At 72.7% G+C, this 18,700-nt stretch carries 23 protein-coding genes; 9 read left to right on the top strand and 14 right to left on the bottom strand.

What is annotated here, in order from left to right; genetic code table 11:
• Nucleotides 1-109: 109 nt before the first annotated feature.
• Nucleotides 110-1,063 carry a PDR/VanB family oxidoreductase gene (locus ACSBPG_RS27835; RefSeq protein WP_435540504.1) on the bottom strand — a complete coding sequence of 318 codons (954 nt, stop codon included), beginning with the start codon at nt 1,061-1,063 and terminating at the stop codon, nt 110-112.
• A gap of 212 nt (nt 1,064-1,275) precedes the next feature.
• On the opposite strand from ACSBPG_RS27835, the gene ACSBPG_RS27830 reads away from it, so the two are divergent.
• From ACSBPG_RS27830 to ACSBPG_RS27820, 3 genes are read left to right on the top strand one after another with little or no spacing between them, the layout of a single operon-like run.
• Nucleotides 1,276-2,013, top strand: coding sequence for a Rieske 2Fe-2S domain-containing protein (locus tag ACSBPG_RS27830; protein WP_435540503.1), 738 nt, complete (start codon nt 1,276-1,278; stop codon nt 2,011-2,013).
• Between the two features lie 28 nt (nt 2,014-2,041).
• On the top strand, nt 2,042-2,917 hold the full coding sequence (locus ACSBPG_RS27825) for a hypothetical protein (protein ID WP_435540502.1): 876 nt from the start codon (nt 2,042-2,044) through the stop codon (nt 2,915-2,917).
• 14 nt (nt 2,918-2,931) lie between these two features.
• On the top strand, nt 2,932-3,579 hold the full coding sequence (locus tag ACSBPG_RS27820) for a glutathione S-transferase family protein (RefSeq protein ID WP_435540501.1): 648 nt from the start codon (nt 2,932-2,934) through the stop codon (nt 3,577-3,579).
• 9 nt (nt 3,580-3,588) lie between these two features.
• Here the strand turns inward: ACSBPG_RS27820 and ACSBPG_RS27815 are convergent, their stop codons facing one another.
• The 4 genes from ACSBPG_RS27815 to ACSBPG_RS27800 are packed head-to-tail and all read right to left on the bottom strand — an operon-like array spanning nt 3,589 to nt 6,553.
• Nucleotides 3,589-4,458 (bottom strand): alpha/beta fold hydrolase, encoded by an 870-nt coding sequence (locus ACSBPG_RS27815; RefSeq protein ID WP_435540500.1) that lies wholly within the window; start codon nt 4,456-4,458, stop codon nt 3,589-3,591.
• A gap of 15 nt (nt 4,459-4,473) precedes the next feature.
• Nucleotides 4,474-4,893, bottom strand: coding sequence for a VOC family protein (locus ACSBPG_RS27810; protein ID WP_435540499.1), 420 nt, complete (start codon nt 4,891-4,893; stop codon nt 4,474-4,476).
• 52 nt (nt 4,894-4,945) lie between these two features.
• On the bottom strand, nt 4,946-5,713 hold the full coding sequence (locus ACSBPG_RS27805) for an ABC transporter permease (RefSeq protein ID WP_435540498.1): 768 nt from the start codon (nt 5,711-5,713) through the stop codon (nt 4,946-4,948).
• A 3-nt stretch (nt 5,714-5,716) separates the two neighbouring features.
• Nucleotides 5,717-6,553: an ABC transporter ATP-binding protein gene (locus tag ACSBPG_RS27800; RefSeq protein ID WP_435540497.1), complete on the bottom strand. Its 837-nt coding sequence runs from the start codon at nt 6,551-6,553 to the stop codon at nt 5,717-5,719.
• A gap of 268 nt (nt 6,554-6,821) precedes the next feature.
• Here ACSBPG_RS27800 and ACSBPG_RS27795 point away from each other — a divergent pair, with 268 nt between their 5' ends.
• Complete coding sequence (locus tag ACSBPG_RS27795) at nt 6,822-7,814, top strand: ABC transporter substrate-binding protein (RefSeq protein WP_435540496.1); 993 nt, start codon at nt 6,822-6,824, stop codon at nt 7,812-7,814.
• Nucleotides 7,815-7,925: 111 nt separating this feature from the next.
• Here the strand turns inward: ACSBPG_RS27795 and ACSBPG_RS27790 are convergent, their stop codons facing one another.
• Both ACSBPG_RS27790 and ACSBPG_RS27785 read right to left on the bottom strand, forming a co-directional pair.
• On the bottom strand, nt 7,926-8,213 hold the full coding sequence (locus tag ACSBPG_RS27790; protein WP_435540495.1) for an HNH endonuclease: 288 nt from the start codon (nt 8,211-8,213) through the stop codon (nt 7,926-7,928).
• Nucleotides 8,214-10,007, bottom strand: coding sequence for an ABC transporter transmembrane domain-containing protein (locus tag ACSBPG_RS27785; protein WP_435540494.1), 1,794 nt, complete (start codon nt 10,005-10,007; stop codon nt 8,214-8,216).
• A gap of 161 nt (nt 10,008-10,168) precedes the next feature.
• Between ACSBPG_RS27785 and rpmE the strand changes: the two genes are divergently transcribed.
• Entirely contained in the window at nt 10,169-10,393 is a 225-nt protein-coding gene (gene rpmE / locus ACSBPG_RS27780) for a 50S ribosomal protein L31 (RefSeq protein WP_435540493.1), read from the top strand.
• 78 nt (nt 10,394-10,471) lie between these two features.
• Here the strand turns inward: rpmE and ACSBPG_RS27775 are convergent, their stop codons facing one another.
• The 3 genes from ACSBPG_RS27775 to ACSBPG_RS27765 all read right to left on the bottom strand — a co-directional run bounded on the left by ACSBPG_RS27775 (nt 10,472) and on the right by ACSBPG_RS27765 (nt 13,817).
• Nucleotides 10,472-11,125: an SH3 domain-containing protein gene (locus ACSBPG_RS27775; RefSeq protein ID WP_435540492.1), complete on the bottom strand. Its 654-nt coding sequence runs from the start codon at nt 11,123-11,125 to the stop codon at nt 10,472-10,474.
• Between the two features lie 97 nt (nt 11,126-11,222).
• Complete coding sequence (locus ACSBPG_RS27770) at nt 11,223-13,145, bottom strand: M1 family metallopeptidase (protein WP_435540491.1); 1,923 nt, start codon at nt 13,143-13,145, stop codon at nt 11,223-11,225.
• Between the two features lie 48 nt (nt 13,146-13,193).
• On the bottom strand, nt 13,194-13,817 hold the full coding sequence (locus ACSBPG_RS27765) for a gamma-glutamylcyclotransferase (RefSeq protein WP_435540490.1): 624 nt from the start codon (nt 13,815-13,817) through the stop codon (nt 13,194-13,196).
• Nucleotides 13,818-13,943: 126 nt separating this feature from the next.
• Between ACSBPG_RS27765 and ACSBPG_RS27760 the strand changes: the two genes are divergently transcribed.
• A complete protein-coding gene (locus tag ACSBPG_RS27760) occupies nt 13,944-14,966 on the top strand; it encodes a DUF2125 domain-containing protein (protein WP_435540489.1) in 1,023 nt (340 codons plus the stop codon).
• A gap of 50 nt (nt 14,967-15,016) precedes the next feature.
• Here the strand turns inward: ACSBPG_RS27760 and ACSBPG_RS27755 are convergent, their stop codons facing one another.
• Nucleotides 15,017-15,724: a COQ9 family protein gene (locus ACSBPG_RS27755; protein ID WP_435540488.1), complete on the bottom strand. Its 708-nt coding sequence runs from the start codon at nt 15,722-15,724 to the stop codon at nt 15,017-15,019.
• Nucleotides 15,725-15,740: 16 nt separating this feature from the next.
• Nucleotides 15,741-16,268, bottom strand: a complete 528-nt coding sequence (gene def, locus ACSBPG_RS27750) for a peptide deformylase (RefSeq protein WP_435540487.1) — start codon at nt 16,266-16,268, stop codon at nt 15,741-15,743.
• Nucleotides 16,269-16,440: 172 nt separating this feature from the next.
• Between def and rpsU the strand changes: the two genes are divergently transcribed.
• The 3 genes from rpsU to ACSBPG_RS27735 all read left to right on the top strand — a co-directional run bounded on the left by rpsU (nt 16,441) and on the right by ACSBPG_RS27735 (nt 18,047).
• Nucleotides 16,441-16,644 carry a 30S ribosomal protein S21 gene (rpsU, locus tag ACSBPG_RS27745; protein WP_012974546.1) on the top strand — a complete coding sequence of 68 codons (204 nt, stop codon included), beginning with the start codon at nt 16,441-16,443 and terminating at the stop codon, nt 16,642-16,644.
• A gap of 133 nt (nt 16,645-16,777) precedes the next feature.
• Entirely contained in the window at nt 16,778-17,602 is an 825-nt protein-coding gene (gene panB, locus ACSBPG_RS27740) for a 3-methyl-2-oxobutanoate hydroxymethyltransferase (protein ID WP_435540486.1), read from the top strand.
• Between the two features lie 61 nt (nt 17,603-17,663).
• On the top strand, nt 17,664-18,047 hold the full coding sequence (locus ACSBPG_RS27735; protein ID WP_435540485.1) for a hypothetical protein: 384 nt from the start codon (nt 17,664-17,666) through the stop codon (nt 18,045-18,047).
• A gap of 3 nt (nt 18,048-18,050) precedes the next feature.
• Here ACSBPG_RS27735 and ACSBPG_RS27730 read toward each other — a convergent pair whose 3' ends face one another.
• Together ACSBPG_RS27730 and ACSBPG_RS27725 are read right to left on the bottom strand one after the other, a co-directional pair.
• Entirely contained in the window at nt 18,051-18,338 is a 288-nt protein-coding gene (locus tag ACSBPG_RS27730; RefSeq protein WP_435540484.1) for a DUF1330 domain-containing protein, read from the bottom strand.
• 133 nt (nt 18,339-18,471) lie between these two features.
• The coding region (locus ACSBPG_RS27725; RefSeq protein WP_435540483.1) for an NAD(P)(+) transhydrogenase (Re/Si-specific) subunit beta at nt 18,472-18,700 on the bottom strand (229 nt) is incomplete at its 5' end.

The following is an 18,700-nucleotide window of genomic DNA, read 5'->3' as shown; positions in this document are numbered from 1 at the left end:
GCGTCACGGCGACCAGAGTACCGGCGGCCGCCGGACGGGAAAGAAAGATCACCCCGCTGGGGAATTCAGGAAATCCGACCCACCCGCCCGTCCCCGACGCTCCGGCGCCTCACAGGTCGAGCACGAGCCGCCTGCCGAGGCAGCGCGAGACGCACGGCGTCATCCGGTCGTTGGCCGCGTGCTCCGCCGCGCTGAGGATCAGGTCGCGGTGGTCGGGCTCGCCCTCCAGGACACGGGTCAGGCAGGAGCCGCAGACGCCCTGCTCGCAGGACAGGGGAAGGACCATGCCGGCGTCCTCGAGAACCTCGGCGATGCTGCGGTCGGCGGGGATCTGGAAGACCTCGCCGGTGCTGGCGATCTCCACCTCGAAGGGGCGGTCGCCGCCCGCCGTGCGCTCCGCCGCCTCGAAGTATTCGCGGTGCAGGGCGCCGTCCGGCCAGCCCAGCTCGCGGGCCGCGGCGAGCACGTGCTCCATGAAGCCGGTGGGGCCGCAGACGTAGAGGTGCCGTCCCGGCGCGGGAGCGCCGATGACCGCCGAGCACGCCAGCCGTTGCTCCTCCGGGCCGTCGTCCAGGTGGAAGCGGACCCGGTCGGCAAAGGGGCTGCGGGCGATGCGGTCGCGGAAGGGCTGCCGGGACAGGGTGCGCGCGCAGCAGTGCATCGCGAAGGGACGGCCGAGGGCGTGGAGGCGCTCGGCCATGCAGATCAGCGGCGTCGCGCCTATGCCGCCGGCGATCAGCAGGCTGTGATCGGCGTGGAGGTCGAGAGGGAAGAGGTTGCGCGGCTCGCCGATGGTCAGCCGTCCCCCGACCTGGATGCGGTCGTGGATGTGCGCCGAGCCGCCCCGCGACGGCTCGGCGCGCAGGACGCCGATCTGATAGCGGGTGCGTTCGTCGGGATGGTTGCACAGCGAGTACTGGCGGATCCGGCCGTCGGGCAGGTGCACCTCGACGTGCGCCCCGGCGTCGAACGGCGGAAGGGACCCGCCGTCCGCCCGTTCCAGGTCGAGCACGCAGATGTTGTCCGCCTCCTCGACCCGCCTCGTGACGATCACCTCGATCATGCCCGCACGCTCCGCGTCCCGTTCGTCGCGCGTCCGCCCGGCCGGCGGACAGCGGGACTGTACGGGGCGGCCCGTCCCGGTTTCGTTCAGAAATGCTGATCCAAGGGCTGTATTTTCCGTGTTGTGAGGCGTTCCGGGCGCTGGCTAGGCTGCCGGTACGGTCGCCGGACGCGGCCCGTTGCGAGCAAACCAGTGGGAGCGAGCCGATGCCGATGGACGGGCGCGAAACCGCGGACGCCACCTGGTATCCGCTGACCGCCGGCGCCACCCTGCACCCCGGAGCCGTCGTGCCGACGGTCCTCCTCGGCGAGCGGCTGGTGGTCTGGCGCGGCGAGGACGGAGCCGCCAGGGTGTGGAGCGACCGCTGTCCCCATCGCGGCATGCGCCTGTCCTTCGGCGCGGTCCAGCGGGACACCCTTCTCTGCCCCTACCATGGCTGGACCTTCGACGGTGCGGGGCAATGCTCCCACATCCCGGCCCACCCCGGCCTCAAGCCGGCGCGCGCTGCCCGGGTCCGCGCCTTCGGCGCGGTGGAGGTCCACGGTCTCGTCTGGGGCTGCCTGGAGCCGGCCGGCGCCGCGGCGCCGCCCTGGCCCTTTGCCGGCGCCAACGCCATGGTCCCGCTGCGGGCCATGCACGTCCCCCTGCCCCTGGCGGCGGCGGCGGCGGCGCTGCCCGCCGCCCTGGCCGGGGAGGGCGAGGCGGTCGCCGCGACCACCGACGCGGGACTGCCGATCGTTCCGCTGTCGGCCGCGCCGGACGACGGCGCCCTGCTTCTGCAGCCGATGGACGGGGCGTCCTGCATGGCGCATCTGGTGGCGCCCGCAACCCTCGGCGCCGCGGCGCGGCTGGACCTGTCCCGCCGGCTGGTGGCGGCGCGGCGCCGGCTCGGCGGGGCACCGCCCCGCCACCGCGGCGCCCGCCAGCCGGAACACGCCGCCATCGCCTGATCCGCTCACCCCGCGAGAGGCCCGCTCCATGCCCAAGACCACCGATCCGGTCGCCCTGAACGACTGGTACGCCGTCGGGTTCGCCGCCGACATCACCGCCGCGACGCCGCGCCGCACCACCCTGCTGGGGCAGCCCATCGTCGTCGCTTGCGACGCGGCCGGCGCCCTGGTCGGCCACGAGGTCCCGGAAGACGGCCCTCCGGCGCCGATCCCCCACCTCGCCGAACGCTACGGCTTCGTCTGGGCCTCCCTCGGCGCGCAGCCGGGAACGGTCGTCGACGTGCCCGAGCTGGAGGCCCCCGACGGCCGCCGCTTCCTCCACCGCGGGCGCATCCGGGTGCCCATCTCGGCGCCGCGGATCGTCGAGAACTTCTTCGACCTGTCCCACTTCTCCTTCGTCCACACCGGCACGCTCGGCGGCTACGCCAGCGCCGAGGTGCCGAAGTACGAGGTGGAGTTCCGCCGCGACGGCAGGGAGCTGTGGGCGGTCGGCTGCAGCTTCGTCCAGCCCAAGGCGTCGGCGGCGGCGGTCGGCGGGGCGCGGCCGATCTACTACGACTACCGCGTGCCGAGCGCCTTCATCGCCATCATCTACAAGGACAGCCTGGTGCGGCCGGGCCGCAAGGACCTGATCGGCCTGTTCATCCAGCCGGAGACGGAGGAGCTGTCGACGGTCCACTCCTTCGCCCTGCTCTACGACGAGAGCAACCGCGACACCGACATCCTGCACTTCTACCACGAGATCTTCGCCCAGGACCGGGCGATCATGATCCACCAGACGCCGAAGACGCTGCCGGTCGGGCCGGCCGCCGAGGTGCCGACGGTCTCCGACGCCAACTCGGTGGCGTTCCGCCGCTGGGTCGACCGCTCCGGCCTGAGCTTCTGCGTCCACCGCGCCGCGTGAGGGAGCCCGCCGCCATGATCCTCCACGACTACGTCCTGTCGGACGACTGCTACAAGGTGCGGCTGTTCCTCAACATGCTCGGCGTGCCGTACACGCTGGCGCGGGTGGACGTCCATCCCGGCCGCGAGAACGAGGGTGCGGAGTTCAGGGCCGCGGTCAATCCCACCGGCCGCCTGCCGGTGCTGACCGACGGCGACGCGCGGTTCGAGGAGATCCCCGCCATCCTCACCTACCTGGCGCTGCGCCACGACCCCGGCCGCACCTGGCTGCCGGAGGATGCCGCGGCGGCGGCGCGGGTCGCCCGCTGGCTGGCCTTCGCCCACCACGACCTCGCCCCCCTGTCCGCCCTGCGCCTCGCCCTGATCAGCGACGACACGGTGCCCACCGACCACGGCCGGGCGCGGGCGCTCGCCGGCGAGGCCCTCGCCGTCCTCGACGACCACCTGGCCGAGCGGGAGATCGCCGGCGAGGGCTGGCTGGCCGCTGGCCAGCCGACCATCGCCGACATCGCCGCCTTCGGAACCGCGGCCCTCGCCCCGGACGCCGGCTTCGCCCTGGAGCACTACCCCGCGGTCTGGCGCTGGATCGAGCGCATGCGCCACCTGCCGGCCTTCATCGTCATCCCCGGCATCTTCCCGGTCATCCCCGAACTGGCGGCCTGACGGCGCCGGTCATCCCAGCAGGAAGGGGACGACCGCCGCGTTGAAGCCGTCGGGGTTGTCCTCGACCACCATGTGGCCGGCCCCCGGCACCTCGACGGCGGCACCCCGCGGCAGCGCCGCCAGGATCTCCGCCACCATCTCCGGCGTCACCAGGTCGGAGAGCGCGCCCCGCACCATCAGCGTCGGACAGGGGATGCGGCGCAACGCCGCCCACGTCCGCTCCGGCGGGTCGGGGGTGAGACGGGGATCGAAGATGGCGCCGTCGAGGCGCCAGGTCACCCCGCCCGCCCCGTCGTCCATGATCATCCAGGCCACGCGCGTGTCGATGGCGTCCTCCGAGGCGCGGGGGTGGAGGCGCCGCAGGAAGTCGCGGGCGGCCGCCCGGTCGGGGAATCCGGCCGGCGTGGCGCCGAGCTCCCGGCGGATGCGCGCCAGGCCGGGCGCGGCGAGCACGGGCGAGCTGTCGACGATGACCAGCCGCTCCACCCGGCCGGGGTGGCGCGCCGCGAAGTTCACGGCGTTGGTGCCGCCCATGGAGTGGCCGACCAGGGCGAAGCGCTCAAGGCCGAGGGCGTCGGCCAGGCGCTCCAGATCCTCCACGTAGGCGTCGGTGGTGTAGCGCCCGTCGGCGGCCCAGCCGGAGCCGCCGCGGCCGCGCTGGTCGAGGGCGACGACCCGCCGTTCGGCCGCCAGGACGGCGGCGCAGGTGTCGAACCAGTGGGCGTAGGCGCGCAGCCCGTGCAGCATCACCACGGCCGGCGCCGCGGCGTCGCCCCACTCCACGCAGCGCAGGCGCACCGGCCCCTCCACGAACCCTTCGCGGTGGGCCGGACCGGCGGACGGGGCGCCGGTCCTTGCGGGGGACCTTGCAACGGTCATCGCGGCGACCTCCGGTCAGGGAAAGCGGACGGGCCGGCGGGCGTAGCCCGCCTTTAGCTCGATCTCGTAGCCGTCGGGATCGCGGATGTAGACCGACGTGCCAAAGCCGCGCGCGCCATAGACCTCCATGGGCCCCAGGCTGGGCTCGATCCCGGCCTCCCTGAGAGCGGCGATCACCGCGTCCAGGTCGCCGTCGAGGTTGAGGCAGAGGTGGTCGATCCCGCGCGCTTCCGGTGCGGCCAGGCCGTCCCCGCCCATCGGCACGATGTCGATGAGGTTGCGCCCGCAGCGCAGCTGGTGCAGGCCGATCCGCTCGTAGATGCGCTCCAGGGTCAGGCCGAGGACGTCGGTGTAGAAGGCGACGGTCCGGTCCACGTCGGCGACCCGTAGGACCACGTGGTCGATGCCGGTGAGACGGGCGGGGATGACGGGCATGGGGGCTCCTCGGGAAGGGGCGTGGCGCGGCGGGGCACGGGGGGGGGGGGGGTCAGCCGCCCGGCTTGGACACGCTCCACGGGAACAGGACCCGCTCGATCAGGGTCACCGCGTAGTAGAGGGCGAGCGAGATCGCCACCAGCATGATCAGGGCGGCGAACGCCTGGGAGACCTTGAACAGCGCGGTGGCGTTGATCAGCAGGTAGCCGAGGCCGTGCTCGGAGGCGACGAACTCGGCGATCACGGCGCCCACCATGGCCAGGGTGACCGAGACCCGCATGGCGCTGAAGATGAAGGGAACGGCATAGGGCAGGCGGATCTGCAGATACTGCCGCCGCTTGCCGGCGTTCAGGGAATTGGACAGCTCCAGCAGTTCCGGCGGCGTCGCCCGCAGGCCGGCGGCGGTGGCGACGACCAGCGGGAAGAAGGTGATCAGCACCGTGATCACCAGCCGCGACAGGTTCCCCGCGCCCAGCGCGACGATGATGATCGGCGCCACCGCGGCGACCGGCGTCGACTGGACGATCACCAGCAGCGGGACGACGGAGCGCGACAGCAGGGGCGAGTCGACCAGCAGGATGGCGAGCGGCAGGCTGATCGCCAGCGAGATGAAGAACCCGGCCAGCACGATGGTCAGGGTCGCGCCGATGTTGAGCCCCCAGTCGGCCAGGCTGATGGCGACGCCCGCCTCGACGATGGCGCTGGGCGGCGGCAGGATGAAATGGGGGATTGCCAGGAGCCGGCAGACCGCCTCCCAGGCGAGGACGGCGCCGATCAGCGTGACGACGGGGGCGAGCCGGTGGGCGAGGCTGGACATCATGACTCACGCTTCCCCGGGGCGGGCGAAGACCATGCGGCGGATGCGGTTGGCGAGCTCGTTGAAGGCCGGGGTCTCCAGGGTTTCGAGGCCGCGGGGCCGGCCGAACGGCACGTCGATGACCCGCTGGACGCGGCCCGGCCGGGCCGACATCACGACGATGCGGTCGGCCAGCAGCAGCGCCTCGGGAATGGAGTGGGTGACGAACACCACCGTCTTCGGCCGCTGACCGAGGATCTTCAGGAGTTCCAGGGACATCTCGTCGCGGGTCAGGGAATCGAGCGCCGAGAACGGCTCGTCCATGAGCAGGATGTCCGGATCGTGCAGCAGCGACCGGGCGATCGCCGCGCGCTGCTGCATGCCGCCGGACAGCTCGCCGGGCAGGTGGCGGGCGAAGTCGGCGAGGCCGACCGTCTCCAGCAGGGCCGCGGCGCGGCGCCGGCTGGCGTCGTCGACGCGGCCGTGCCGGTGCTTGACCGGGAAGGTGACGTTGTCGAGAACCGTCAGCCAGGGCAGCAGGGTCGGTTTCTGGAAGACGATGCCGATGTCCTCGCGCGGGCGGGTCACCGGGACGCCGAAGATCGACAGGCGGCCGTCGCTGGCCGGGATGAGCCCGGCGACGAGGCGCAGGAGGGTGGACTTGCCGCAGCCCGACGGCCCGATCAGGGCGACGAACTCGTGGCGGCCGACGGTCAGGGTGACGCCCTCCAGGGCGGTCGTCCGCTTGCCGGCGGTGGTGGTGAAGTCCTTGCGCAGCGCCGCGATCTCGATGACCGGGTCGGCGACCCGCTGCCCCGTCGTTCCGGTCGGCGATACGAGCTCGATGTGGCTGTGCTGCTGCATCCGCGCGTCCAATGCCATCCGCCGTGAGGGATCTTCATCGTATCGGCGCCCGCCGGGACCGACCAATCACGATTCCCGAGCGATTGATTCAGTTTTTCCGACGCCGGCCGGCGGCCGCGGACGGGCCGGCGTCTGCACGCTGCATCAAAAAAACCAAACCAATGGACCGGGGGATCCTTGTTAGCGGGTGCCCCGTCCGCCCTTAGCCTTCGAGCGATCTGCAGCGGCGGCGTGACCGGCGCCATGCTGACAAACCTCGGAGGCCATGATGAAGATTCTGCGATGCAAGGCCCTGCTGCTGGCGGGGGCGATGTCTCTGAGCGCGGCCGCGGCCCAGGCGGCGGAGAAGGTGACCTTCGTCCTCGACTGGTTCCCCGCGGCCTACATCGGGTTCGTCCATGTCGGCAAGGAGAAGGGGTTCTTCGCCGAGGAGGGGCTGGACGTCGCCATCGAGCTGGGCCGCGGCGGAGCCGACGCCCTCGCCCGGGTCGCCGCCGGACACGCCCAGTTCACGGCGTCCAGCATGGGCTCGATCCTCAACGCCGCCGTCGGCTCCGAGGTGCCGGCGAAGGTCGTCATGTCGGTCTACACCAAGGCGCCCGACGCCATCATCACCTACGAGGGCAGCGGCATCAACTCGATCGCCGACCTCAAGGGCAAGACGCTCGCCACCGGCACCTATTCGGGCTCGAACGCCGCCTGGCCGGTGATCGCCAAGCGCAACGGCATCTCGGCCGACGACGTCAAGCTGCAGAAGATGGACTTCAACGCCCTCGGCCCGATGCTCGCCACCGGCAAGGTCGACGCGATCATCGGCTGGGTGACCACCCGGCCGATCAACGGCAAGCTGCTCAAGGAGGCGGGCAAGGAGATCAAGATCCTGCCCTGGTCCGACTTCGGGCTGTCCGGCTACAACTGGTCGCTGATCGCCTCCGACAAGGTCATCGCCGAGAAGCCCGAGGTGGTGAGCAAGTTCACCCGCGCCTTCCTGAAGTCGATGAAGTACTTCATCGCCAACCCCGAGCAGGCCGGCAAGGACATGGTGGTGGCCGCGCCCGACACCAAGGTCGACATCAACACCGCCGAGATCGCCGCCATGCGGCCGCTGATCGACAACGAGATCACGGCCCGCGACGGCTACGGCAAGCTGACGCCCGAACTGGTGCGCGCGGCCTGGGAGATGATCGCCGAATCCCAGGGCTATGCGTCGGACAAGCTCGACCCCGAACGCGTCATCAACCGCTCCTTCGTCCCCGAGTGATCCCGGGACGCGAAGCGGAAGGCACGCGGCCGGCCGCCACCCGTCCCACGGCTTCGCCGCCGGTCCCTTCCCTCCCCCGCTGCGCAGGGGAGGGCCAAGGAGGGACCTCCGTCACCGCCGCCGCTTCCCGCGCCCGCCATGATGCCCGTCGACGAACTCCGGCGGCTTGCGGGCGACCCAGCGCAGGAAGGTGGCGATCTCCGGATGGCAGCGCAGGCGCTCCATGGTGTGGTAGTGGTCGCGCAGCTCCGCCTCGTCCAGCACGGCATGGATCTTGTCGTGGCAGACGCGGTGCATGGTCACCGTCGCGCGGCCGCCGTAGCGGCGCGGGACGGTGTGGTGCTCGTTGACGCTCGGCCCCGGCACCATCGGCCGGCCGCACAGGGGACAGGCGTTCATCTACTCCGCGGCGCGGTCGAACTGGAGCGCCGCCAGGCGGGCGTAGAGGCCGCCCTCGCGGATCAGGTCGGCGTGGCGGCCGCTGGCGACCACCCGGCCGCGCTCCATCACGGCGATGCGGTCGGCGTTCAGCACCGTCGCCAGGCGGTGGGCGATGATCAGGGTGGTGCGCTGGCGCATCAGCTTTTCCAGCGCGTCCTGCACCATGCGCTCGCTGGCGGCGTCGAGCGCCGAGGTCGCCTCGTCGAGCAGCAGGATCGGCGGGTTGCGCAGGATGGCCCGGGCGATGGCGATGCGCTGGCGCTGGCCGCCCGACAGCCGCACGCCCTTCTCGCCGAGATAGGTCGACAGGCCGTCCGGCAGCGCCTCCAGGAACTCCAGCGCGTGGGCGGCGTCGGCGGCGGCGCGGACCTCCTCGTCCGTGGCGTCGGGGCGGCCGTAGCGGATGTTCTCCCAGGCGTCGGCGGAGAAGATCACCGGGTCCTGGGCCACCAGGCCGATGCGCCGGCGCACCTCCTGCGGGTCGGCGGCGCGCACGTCGACGCCGTCCACCCGGACGGTCCCCGCCTGCGGGTCGTAGAAGCGCAGCAGCAGTTGGAAGACGGTCGTCTTGCCCGCCCCCGAGGGGCCGACCAGCGCCACCGTCTCGCCGGGCTTCACGTCGAGCGAGAAGCCCTCCAGCGCCGCCTCGTCGGGGCGCGAGGGGTAGTGGAAGCGGACCTCCTCGAAGGCGACCGCGCCCTGCGGCGGGCTCGGCAGCGGCTGCGGCTCGGCCGGCGGCCGGATGTCGGGCTCGGTCGCCAGCAGGTCGAACATGCGTTCGGTGGCGCCGGCCGCGCGCTGCAGGTCGCCGATGACCTCGCTGATGGCGCCGACCGATCCGGCGACGACCACGGCGTAGATGACGAAGGCGGACAGCTCGCCGGGGGTGATCCGCCCGGCCAGCACGTCGTGGCCGCCGATCCACAGGATCGTGCCGACGGCGCCGAACACCAGGACGATGACGATGACGGTCATGACGGCGCGCATCCGCACGCGCTGGATCGCCACGTCGAACGCCCCCTCGACGCGCTCGGCGAAGCGGGACCGCTCGATGGCCTCGTGGGTGTAGGCCTGGACGGTGCGCACGCCGGTCAGGGTCTCGTCGACGAAGGCGCCGACGTCGGCGATGCGGTCCTGGCTGGCCCGCGACAGGCGCCGCACCCGGCGGCCGAAGATGATGATGGGGGCGACCACCAGCGGCACCACCAGGAAGACGAGCCCGGTCAGCTTGGGCGAAGTGACCAGCAGCATCGCCGTACCGCCGACGAACAGCAGCAGGTTGCGCAGGGCGATGGAGACGGACGAGCCGACGACCACCTGCAGCACCGAGGTGTCGGTGGTCAGGCGCGACAGGATCTCGCCGGTCCGCGTCGTCTCGAAGAAGCCGGGCGAGAGCCGGAGCACGTGGTCGTAGACGGCGCGCCGCAGGTCGGCGACCACCCGCTCGCCGATCCACGACACGAGATAGAAGCGCCCGTAGGTCGACCCGGCCAGCAGCGCGATCACCCCGAGCAGGACCAGGAGCGCCCGGTCGAGGAGTGCGGCGTCGCCCTCGGCGAAGCCCTGGTCGACCAGCACCCGCATGCCCTGCCCGAGGCCCAGCACCGTCGCCGCCGCCACCGTCAGGGCGAGCGCGGCGCCGGCGATCCGCCAGCGGTAGGGAAGCAGGAACGGGAGGAGCCGGCGCAGCGGCCTCAGGCTGCGGCTCGGCGGGGCGGCGGCGGGATCGGTCGGGGTGGCGTCGCGGGGCACCGGAAATCCTTGGACGGCGGGCGGGCGGAAACGGGCCAACACCGGCCATATAGCGCTGCCCCGTTCCTCGCTCAAGGCGCAGACCGCGATTGCCAAGGAAGCGGTTGCGTCCGTGGGATCTCTTCGCTATAAACCCCGCTCGCTTTTCAGGGACCGCGGCCATGAAGAAAGACATCCACCCCGACTACCACGAGATCAATGTCGTCATGACCGACGGCACCACGTTCACGACCCGCTCGACGATGGGCAAGGCCGGCGATACGCTGCGCCTCGACATCGATCCGAAGTCGCACCCGGCGTGGACCGGCGTCCAGAAGCTGCTCGACACCGGCGGCCAGATCGCCAAGTTCAACAAGCGCTTCGCCAGCTTCGGCCTGAAGAAGTAAGGTCGACCACGGGTCCGAGCGAGAAGGGGCGCCCGCCAGCGGGCGCCCTTTTCGTGTTGGCGCGCGCCGGTTCCCCGCCTACCGCGACGCCCCCACCAGCGGCATGCCCAGTTCCGGGCCGTCGGGCGTGTCGCCGATGGTGATGGCGTTGCCGCCGGCCGGCCCCAGGGCGATGTCCACCGGGCGGCCGTTGTTGTAGTTCTTCCACATGGCGTAGACCGCCAGCGCGGCGTAGAGCTTGGCTTCGCGGCTGGTGTTGTAGATCCACTCCTCGGTCGGCACGACGCGCAGGCCGCCGTTGCCGCTCTGCTCGACCTTGTCGGCGAAGCCGTAGCCGAACTCGTCGCCGATGCGGGCGACCAGGCGGTCGAATCCGGGGGACAGGCGGTTGAAGCCGGCGTCGGAGCGGGCCACCGTGCCGCTGTCGCCGGAGCCGCCGCCGCCGCCGAGCGTGCTCGCCTGGCGCTGGCGCAGCAGGTCGGAGAAGACCCACCCCTCCTCGCCGGTCTTGACCACGCGCACCCCGGTCCAGTTGCCCTCCCGCCGCAGCTCGATCACCTCGTCGCCGCTGACGACGGTGGAGCGGATCGAGGCGTCCTCCGACGGGCCGGAGCGCAGGTTCACCCGTTCCGCGGTGACGCTGTGGACGTCGCCGGGCGCGGCCAGGGCCGGGCCCGCCAGAAGCACCAGACCGAGAGCGCAGCCGAGCGCCGCGTTCGACATGCGTGACATGATCCTCCTCCCAACAGTGGGCCATCGACGGATCAACGCACGGACACGTCGCATCTCCCGGAAAAGCCGCGGTGGCGTTGGATCTACCCCTTGCGCGTCAGTCGAAGGTATGACGCAAGGCGCTGGCGCCGGGCGGCCAGACGCCGCGGCCGGCGGCCTTGGCGCCGTCGAACACCAGCCAGCTCTGCCGTCCGTAGTGGGGCAGCGGGCGCTGCAAGGCCCGCAGGGCCGCGGCGTCGGCGCCCGCCACCACCAGCGCCTCGCGCCCTTCGGGCGTGCGCAGCGACCACACCCGCGCGGTGCCGCGCCCGGCCACCGCGTCCGGAACCGGACCGAGCCGGAACGCCTGCAGCAGCGGCTCCACCTCGGCGGTGGTGCCGATCACCGCCAGCGGCCGCGCCGGGTCGACCCGGCCGGGCGCCACGAAGCGGGGCTGCCCGTCCATCAGCAGGCCGGCGAGCGCCCGCGCCGCCTCCGCGGCCTCGCCCGAGGCGGCGACGACGACGTTCGTGGTCGGGTCCAGGGTGACGTCGCGCAGGATCGGCGGCGTCTCGCCGGGGGCGAGGCGGCGGAACAGGTCCGCCGCGGGATCGACGACGACCGCCCGCGGGGTGCCGGTCACCGGCAACACGGCGGTCGTCTCCCGCCCGTCGAGGCGCACGGCGTGGCGTTCCGGCCCGGCGTCGGTCTCGACGAGGACCGGCACCGACAGGGCGTACACCGGCGTGTGCTGGCGCAACGTCACCGTGACGGTGCCGTCGCCGGCCTGGGCGTCGACCAGCTGCAGCGCGGGCGCTCCGGTGCGCTCCAGCCACTGCTCGAAGAAGCCGCCGAGGCCGCGGCCGGCCGCCGCCTCGAAGGCGCGGCGCAGGTCCGCCCAGCCGGCGGCGGTGTACCTGTTCTCGTCCCAGAAGCGGCGCAGACCGGTCGTGAAGGCGTCGTCGCCGATCTCGTGGCGCAGCATGTGGAAGAGGAAGGCGGCCTTGCCGTAGCCGACCACCTGCGACGCGTCGTGCACCTTGGCGCGGAACGCCGTGAGCGGCGCGTCGCGCGCCTCCGGCAGGGCGGCGTAGTCGCGCAGCCATTCCAGCCGCAGCGTGGCGTCGGCGCCGTTCGCCGCGGCGGCGGCGTGGTCGGCCATGTAGGTGGTCAGCCCCTCCGCCCAGTTGCCGTCGCCGGCGACGCGCACGCCGTTGCCCCACCAGTTGTGCAGGATCTCGTGGTCGAGGGACTGGCCGCGCACGAAGGGCAGCGGCAGCACGCGCCGGCCGATGTAGGTCAGGCCGGGAAAGCCGTAGCCGACCGGCATCGGCGCCGACAGCACGGCGAAGCCGGCGAAGGGATAGGGCCCGATCCGCTCGGCGTAGCGGTCGATGGTGGCGGCGGTCTGGTCGAGGAAGGCGGCGGACAGCTCCGCCTGCTCCGGATGGAAGTAGGTGCGCAGGCGCAAGGGCCCGTGCATCCGTTCCTCCACCAGCCAGGGCCCGGCGAACAGCGACGGCTCCTCCACCGTGCGGTCCTCGGCGAACACGGCGCGGTAGGCGCCGCCCTCCCGCTCCTCCTCGACCAGGCGGCCGGTCGCCACGGCGACGTAGGGCGCCGGCACCCGGACGGACAGACGCCAGGTCGGCGTCAGGCCGGGCAGCGTGGGCAGCCAGCCGCCGGACAGGAAGGCCCCCTCCTCGCCGGCCCGCAGCGCCCCGGCGCGTTCGGCGGCGAAGCCGGGCAGCGTGCCCTCGTAGCGCACGGTCACCGGCCGGCCGTCGTCGGGCACCTCCAGCGCCAGCGCCTCGCCGCTGCGCTCGAACGGCACCGGCTCGCCGCCGGCGGTCGCCTCGCTGACGCGCAGATCGGCCGCGAGGAGGAAGAGCTGCCGGCCCGGCGGGGCAACGATGCGGTCGCGCACGGCGAGCCGCCCGGCCGCCGGGTCGAGGGTGACGTCGAGCTCGTGGTGCAGGTCCGCCGCCCGCACGGGCGCGGCGAGCAGGACCGGCAGGAGGAGGAGGAGAAGGCGCAGCATGGCCACCATATGGGGCGCCGCCGCCGCCGGAACAGCACCGCCCGCGCTTCAGCCGGTCTGGCGGCGCGCCGCCGCCAGCACCGCCGTCAGCCGGGCGTCGTGGATGCCCAGCCGCTCCAGGTGTTCGACGGTGTTGGCGAGATAGTCGATGTTGGCGCCGCGCTCGCCGGCGCTCCCGGCGATGATCGCCGCCGCCGTCTCGACCGCCAGGCCGCCGCGGTACTGCTGATGGCCGCGGTCGACGACGAAGGTGCAGGCGGTCGCCGTGCCGCCGCAGCCGAGCCGCACCGGCAGCAGCTTCGGCTGGTAGGCGCGGGTGAACATCTCGCGGTCCCAGAGATAGTCGAGGACGGCCGGCACCCGCTCCGCCGCGACGCGGAACGCCATGCCGCGGCAGCAGCCGCCGCGGTCGAGCCCGAGCACCAGCCCCGGCCGCTCCGGCGTGCCGCGGTAGCGGTGGGAGGCGAGGCAGAAGCGGCGGTGGTAGCCGCGCAGCACCGCGAGTTTCTGCTCCTCGTAGGGGAAGCCCGGGTTCCACATCAGCGACCCGTAACCGAACACCCAGAGGTCGCGGCCCGGTGCCACGGCGATGTCGAGGGTCCAGTCGGGGGCCGGCGGACAGGCCGGATCGGGCGGAAGGGCAAGGTCGTCGGAACGCGGAGAGAGCAGCATGGTCCTGGGCAGCGGCGACTCGGACGGTCTCGCAGGCGCCGACCCTGCGGGCCGACGCGGCGAATCGTAGCACGCTCCCTATATGGAGGGCTATAACCGGCCGACAACAATCGGAAACACACGCCCATGCGTCTCGGACGCTCCCTGGGGTTCGGCGCCCTCGCCCTGCTCCTGCTCGCCGCCGCCGGCTACGCCGGCTGGTGGTGGCTCATCGCCCGCAGCGTCGAGGACGGCGTCGCCGCCTGGGCCCAGATGCAGCGCGCCCACGGCCTGACGGTCGCCTACGAGGGGCTCTCGGTGGAGGGGTTTCCCCTCGCCGTCCGCGCCGTCGCCCGGGCGCCGTCGATGACGGGCAGCGGGCTGACGTGGCACGGCGACGCCCTGGTCGCCGAGGCGCCGCCCTGGGACTACCGGCGCATCGCCCTGACCCTGCCGGGAGCCCAGCGGCTGCGCCTCGACGGCACCGGCGGTCCGCCGGTCGACGTCACCGCGCCCGACGGCGGGCGCGGCACCCTCTTCCTCGGCCCCGCCGGCCAGCCGCTGGAAGTCCGCCTGCGCTTCGAGGGGCTGACGGCCGCCACCGCGGGGGCCGGCCGCGCCGCCAGCATCGGCGGCCTCGACCTCGTCCTGGCGCAGCCCGCCGTGCCGCCCGCCGGCCACGCGGAAACCGGCCTGTCGGCCACGGTGGCGGTCGACGCGCTGCGGCCGCCGACCCTCGCCGACCATCCGCTGGGGCCGGTGATCGAGCGCGCCCAGGCCGATCTGCGCGTCCAGGGGCCGCTGCCGCGCCCCGAGCCGGCCAGCCTGACGGCGTGGAGCCGGGCCGGCGGCACGGTGGAGCTCGACCGGCTGGCGCTCGACTGGGGGCCGCTGAAGGTGGCGGCCAACGGCACGCTGGCGCTCGACCGCGACCTGCAGCCCCAGGCGGCGATGACCGCCGAGGTGCGCGGCGCCCAGGAGGTGCTGGCGGCGGTGCGCGACGTGATCGGCGACTCGCAGGTGCGGATGGCCCAGTTGATCCTCGGCATGCTGTCGCGCCCGGCGGCCGACACCGGCGAGCCGGTGGTCGCGGCGCCGGTGACGATCCAGGACCGCGCCCTGTTCGTCGGCCCGCTGAAGGTCGCCTCGCTGCCGGCGATCCGGTGGTGAGACGGGCGGTTGTCGGGTGGGGCCCCACCCGACGACCGTCCCGAGCCGCGTCAGATGTTCTCCGCCATGTGCACGGTGGCGTTGGAGGCCTGGGCCGCCGTGGTGCGCTGGCGCATCTGACGGGCGAAGCGCAACGGGCTGGGCAGGCGCCACAGCAGGCCGCCGGCGCTGCGCAGGCGCGACGCCGCGCGGCCCAGGCCCATGGCGTCGGCCAGCCGGCGGTCGAGGAAGTCCCAGCTGTCCAGGTGCCCCTCCGAGGAGTCGTCGAGCCAGTAGAAGGTGGTGGCGCTGAGCACGGCGGCCAGGGTCGCCCGCTTGGTGTAGTGGTTGAAGTCGGTGGCTTGGTCACCGGCGGCGAACCACATGGCGTCGACCGTGCGGTAGAGCAGCCGCACCCCGAGCGCCACGTTCTGCGGCAGCGCCAGCCAGGCCAGCAGACGGCGCTCGGCCTCCTTGTGCGGCTCGAGCACGACGAAATGGGTGCGCACCGCCAAGCGGATCTTGTCGCCGGTGCGCATCTCCGCCAGCGGGTGGCGGCGCATCTCCTCCAGCATGCGGCGGTCGGTCCAGGCGGCGAAATGCTCGACCAGGTCGCGCACGCCGCCGGGGAAGGCGCGGTGCGCCATGCCGACGTCGTGGCCGGCCATGCGGGCGCCGTCGCGCAGCGCCAGCTCGCTCCAGCTGTCGAAGACGACGTTGGGCAAGGTCGCCTCGAGGATCTCGTCCCTGATCCGGTCCATCTCCGCGGCGGTCTCCATGGGTGCTCCCTCCCGTTCAGGCCGACAGCGCGGCCGCGATGTGTTCCGATTCCTCGTTGAACGCCAGCAGGCGCAGGTCGGGCATCCGGTCGATGTAGAGGATGCCGTCGAGATGATCCACCTCGTGCTGCAGCACCCGGGCGTGGAAGCCCTCGGCCTCCTGCTCGACGGGGTTGCCCTCCAGGTCCAGGCCGCTGATGCGGATGCGGGTGTGGCGCGGCACCACGCCGCGCAGCCCGGGGATCGACAGGCATCCCTCCCAGCCCAGCGCCATCTCGTCGCCCAGCGGCTCGATCACCGGATTGACCAGCACCGTGTCCGCCACCGTCGTGCCGCCGGACCGGTCGGCCGGCACGCGGAACACCACCAGGCGCAGCCCGACATGGACCTGCGGGGCCGCCAGGCCGACGCCGGGGGCGTCGTGCATCGTCTCGATCATGTCGGCGGCAAGGCGCCGCACCTCGGGATCGGTCGGGTCGCGCACCGGCTCGGCCGGGGTGCGCAGCACCGGGTGCCCCATGCGGGCGATCTTGAGCAAGGCCATGGCCCATTATCTGGGAGAAAGCGTCGTCGCGGCAACGGGCAGGCTTCACAAGGCGGGTGCCGCGTGCTATATCGCTGTCCTCTCCAAGGGGTGCGCCCGGCGGCGCATCCCTTGACATCGTTTTGTCCAAACGCGGCCCTCTTCAGGGCTCTAGAAGGGATGACGGTCAACCGTGCAAGTTCTGGTCCGTGACAACAACGTCGATCAGGCCCTCCGCGCGCTGAAGAAGAAGATGCAGCGCGAGGGCATTTTCCGGGAAATGAAGCTGCGTCGCAACTACGAGAAGCCCTCGGAGAAGCGCGCGCGCGAGAAGGCGGAGGCGGTGCGCCGCACCCGCAAGCTGCTGCGCAAGCGCATGGAGCGCGAGGGCTACTAGTCGCCCGGCGCGGTTCCGCGCCGGGACCTCGCACCGAGACGTCAGCAACCGCCCCCGCGCATCGCGTGCGGGCGGTTTTGGCGTTTGTGCCGCAAGAACACAAGAACGACGTGGTTTCCGGGGAGGTTGAGACGTGAGCATCACCAAGGAGGTGCGCCGAATCGGCGTGCCCGAGCTGCGCGCCCGCAAGGGCGGCGAGCCCATCGTCTCGCTGACGGCCTACACCGCGCCGATGGCGCAGCTCCTCGATCCCCACGTCGACCTGATGCTGGTCGGCGACTCGCTGGGGATGGTGGTGTACGGCTTCGACTCGACCCTGCCGGTGACCCTGGACATGATGATCGCCCACGGCGCCGCCGTGGTGCGCGGCTCGCGCCGGGCCTGCGTGGTGGTCGACCTGCCCTTCGGCTCCTACCAGGAATCGCCGCAGCAGGCGTTCCGCTCCGCCGCCCGCGTGCTGGCGGAGACCGGCGCCCAGGCGGTCAAGGTCGAGGGCGGTGCCGAGATGGCCGAGACCGTCGCCTACCTCACGGTGCGCGGCGTGCCGGTGCTGGGCCATGTCGGGCTGATGCCGCAGTCGGTGAACACGCTGGGCGGCTTCAAGGCGGTCGGCCGCGACCCGGCGGTGGCGGAGCGCGTGCGCGCCGACGCCCGCGCCGTCGCCGAGGCCGGCGCCTTCGCCATGGTCGTCGAGGGCACCATGGAGCCGCTGGCGCGCGCCATCACCGAGGAGGTGGCGGTGCCGACCATCGGCATCGGCGGCTCGCCCGCCTGCGACGGCCAGGTGCTGGTCACCGACGACCTGCTCGGCCTGTTCAGCGACTTCACGCCGAAGTTCGTCAAGAAGTACGCCCAGCTCGGCCGGTCGGTGTCCGAGGCGGCCGCCGCCTACGCCGCCGAGGTGCGCTCGCGCGCCTTCCCCGGGCCGGAGCATTGCTTCGGCGTCAAGAAGGCGTGAGCGGCGCCGCGGGGATGCTGCTATGATGTCCGCCTCCCCGCCGTCCCCTCAGGGTCCGCCGATGTCCGCCCGCCGCGCCGCCCTCCTCGTCCTGGTCGCCGCCGTCGCCTGCGGTCCGGCGCGGGCCGACGCCTTCTTCAACTGGAACCAGCCGCCGAGCCGGGTCGAGGAGTCCCCCATCCCGACCATGTCGAAGGAGGAGTATTCGAGCTTCCTGTGCATGGTGGGCGGGGCGGTCGCCGGCGGCGCCGCCGTGCTGGCGGGCAGCGCGGCGATCATCGCCACCGGCGCCAGCGCCACGACCACGGAGACGGCGGTCGCCGTGCCGGTCCTCGTCGCGACCATCGCCGCCGGCTGCGGCCTCGGCACGGCCATGGCGCCGGCGTTCGCTTGGCTGCACCACCGCGGCGACGCGCTGGTGCGCGAGATCGAGGGAACGGACTGAGGGTCAGAGCCCTTCGACGATGACGATGTTGAGGCGCGCGGCACCGGCCCGCGCCGCCCGTGCCTCGCGGTATTCCGGGCTGTCGTAGAACGCCCGCGCCGCCTCCATGGACGGGAACTCGGCGACGATGACGCGGCGGGGACGCCACTCCCCCTCCAGGGTCTCCACGGTGCCGCCGCGCACCCGGAACACGGCGCCGTGCGCCTGCAGCGCCCGGGTCGACAGGGCCTTGTACGATTCGTACGCCACCGGATCGGTGACGTCGGCTTCGGCGATGAGATAGGCCGGCATGGTCGGGGGTCTCCTGAAGGGTCGCGCCGGTCCCCCCTCCCGACCTCCCCCCACTGACGCGGGGGGAGGAGATAAGCCCTCCCCCGCGTCAGTGGGGGAGGGTTGGGTGGGGGTCCGAGGCGGCGCGCCGCTCTTACGCGTGCTCCATCGACTTCACGACCTCCTCGGTGACCTTCTTGGCGTCGCCGAAGAGCATCATGGTGTTGGGGCGGAAGAACAGCTCGTTCTCCACGCCGGCATAGCCGGACGCCATCGACCGCTTGATGAAGAACACCGTCTTGGCCTTCTCCACGTCGAGGATCGGCATGCCGTAGATCGGGCTCGCCGGGTCGGTCTTGGCCGCCGGGTTGGTGACGTCGTTG

Source organism: Azospirillum sp. ST 5-10 (assembly GCF_051225715.1).
In the GTDB taxonomy this organism is placed as follows: Bacteria; Pseudomonadota; Alphaproteobacteria; order Azospirillales; family Azospirillaceae; genus Azospirillum.
Note: the sequence above shows the minus strand (reverse complement) of the source record. Positions and strands in the feature narration are given on the sequence as shown.

Coding starts and splice junctions, on each gene's coding strand:
- rpmE (WP_435540493.1), top strand. CDS start 10,169: ATGAAGAAAGACATCCACCCCGACTACCACGAGATCAATGTCGTCATG.
- ACSBPG_RS27755 (WP_435540488.1), bottom strand. CDS start 15,724: ATGGAGACCGCCGCGGAGATGGACCGGATCAGGGACGAGATCCTCGAG.
- ACSBPG_RS27795 (WP_435540496.1), top strand. CDS start 6,822: ATGAAGATTCTGCGATGCAAGGCCCTGCTGCTGGCGGGGGCGATGTCT.
- ACSBPG_RS27735 (WP_435540485.1), top strand. CDS start 17,664: ATGTCCGCCCGCCGCGCCGCCCTCCTCGTCCTGGTCGCCGCCGTCGCC.
- ACSBPG_RS27815 (WP_435540500.1), bottom strand. CDS start 4,458: ATGACCGTTGCAAGGTCCCCCGCAAGGACCGGCGCCCCGTCCGCCGGT.
- ACSBPG_RS27800 (WP_435540497.1), bottom strand. CDS start 6,553: ATGCAGCAGCACAGCCACATCGAGCTCGTATCGCCGACCGGAACGACG.
- ACSBPG_RS27830 (WP_435540503.1), top strand. CDS start 1,276: ATGGACGGGCGCGAAACCGCGGACGCCACCTGGTATCCGCTGACCGCC.
- ACSBPG_RS27775 (WP_435540492.1), bottom strand. CDS start 11,125: ATGTCACGCATGTCGAACGCGGCGCTCGGCTGCGCTCTCGGTCTGGTG.
- ACSBPG_RS27810 (WP_435540499.1), bottom strand. CDS start 4,893: ATGCCCGTCATCCCCGCCCGTCTCACCGGCATCGACCACGTGGTCCTA.
- def (WP_435540487.1), bottom strand. CDS start 16,268: ATGGCCTTGCTCAAGATCGCCCGCATGGGGCACCCGGTGCTGCGCACC.
- ACSBPG_RS27835 (WP_435540504.1), bottom strand. CDS start 1,063: ATGATCGAGGTGATCGTCACGAGGCGGGTCGAGGAGGCGGACAACATC.
- ACSBPG_RS27825 (WP_435540502.1), top strand. CDS start 2,042: ATGCCCAAGACCACCGATCCGGTCGCCCTGAACGACTGGTACGCCGTC.
- ACSBPG_RS27765 (WP_435540490.1), bottom strand. CDS start 13,817: ATGCTGCTCTCTCCGCGTTCCGACGACCTTGCCCTTCCGCCCGATCCG.
- ACSBPG_RS27790 (WP_435540495.1), bottom strand. CDS start 8,213: ATGAACGCCTGTCCCCTGTGCGGCCGGCCGATGGTGCCGGGGCCGAGC.
- ACSBPG_RS27730 (WP_435540484.1), bottom strand. CDS start 18,338: ATGCCGGCCTATCTCATCGCCGAAGCCGACGTCACCGATCCGGTGGCG.
- ACSBPG_RS27770 (WP_435540491.1), bottom strand. CDS start 13,145: ATGCTGCGCCTTCTCCTCCTCCTCCTGCCGGTCCTGCTCGCCGCGCCC.
- ACSBPG_RS27760 (WP_435540489.1), top strand. CDS start 13,944: ATGCGTCTCGGACGCTCCCTGGGGTTCGGCGCCCTCGCCCTGCTCCTG.
- ACSBPG_RS27805 (WP_435540498.1), bottom strand. CDS start 5,713: ATGATGTCCAGCCTCGCCCACCGGCTCGCCCCCGTCGTCACGCTGATC.
- ACSBPG_RS27820 (WP_435540501.1), top strand. CDS start 2,932: ATGATCCTCCACGACTACGTCCTGTCGGACGACTGCTACAAGGTGCGG.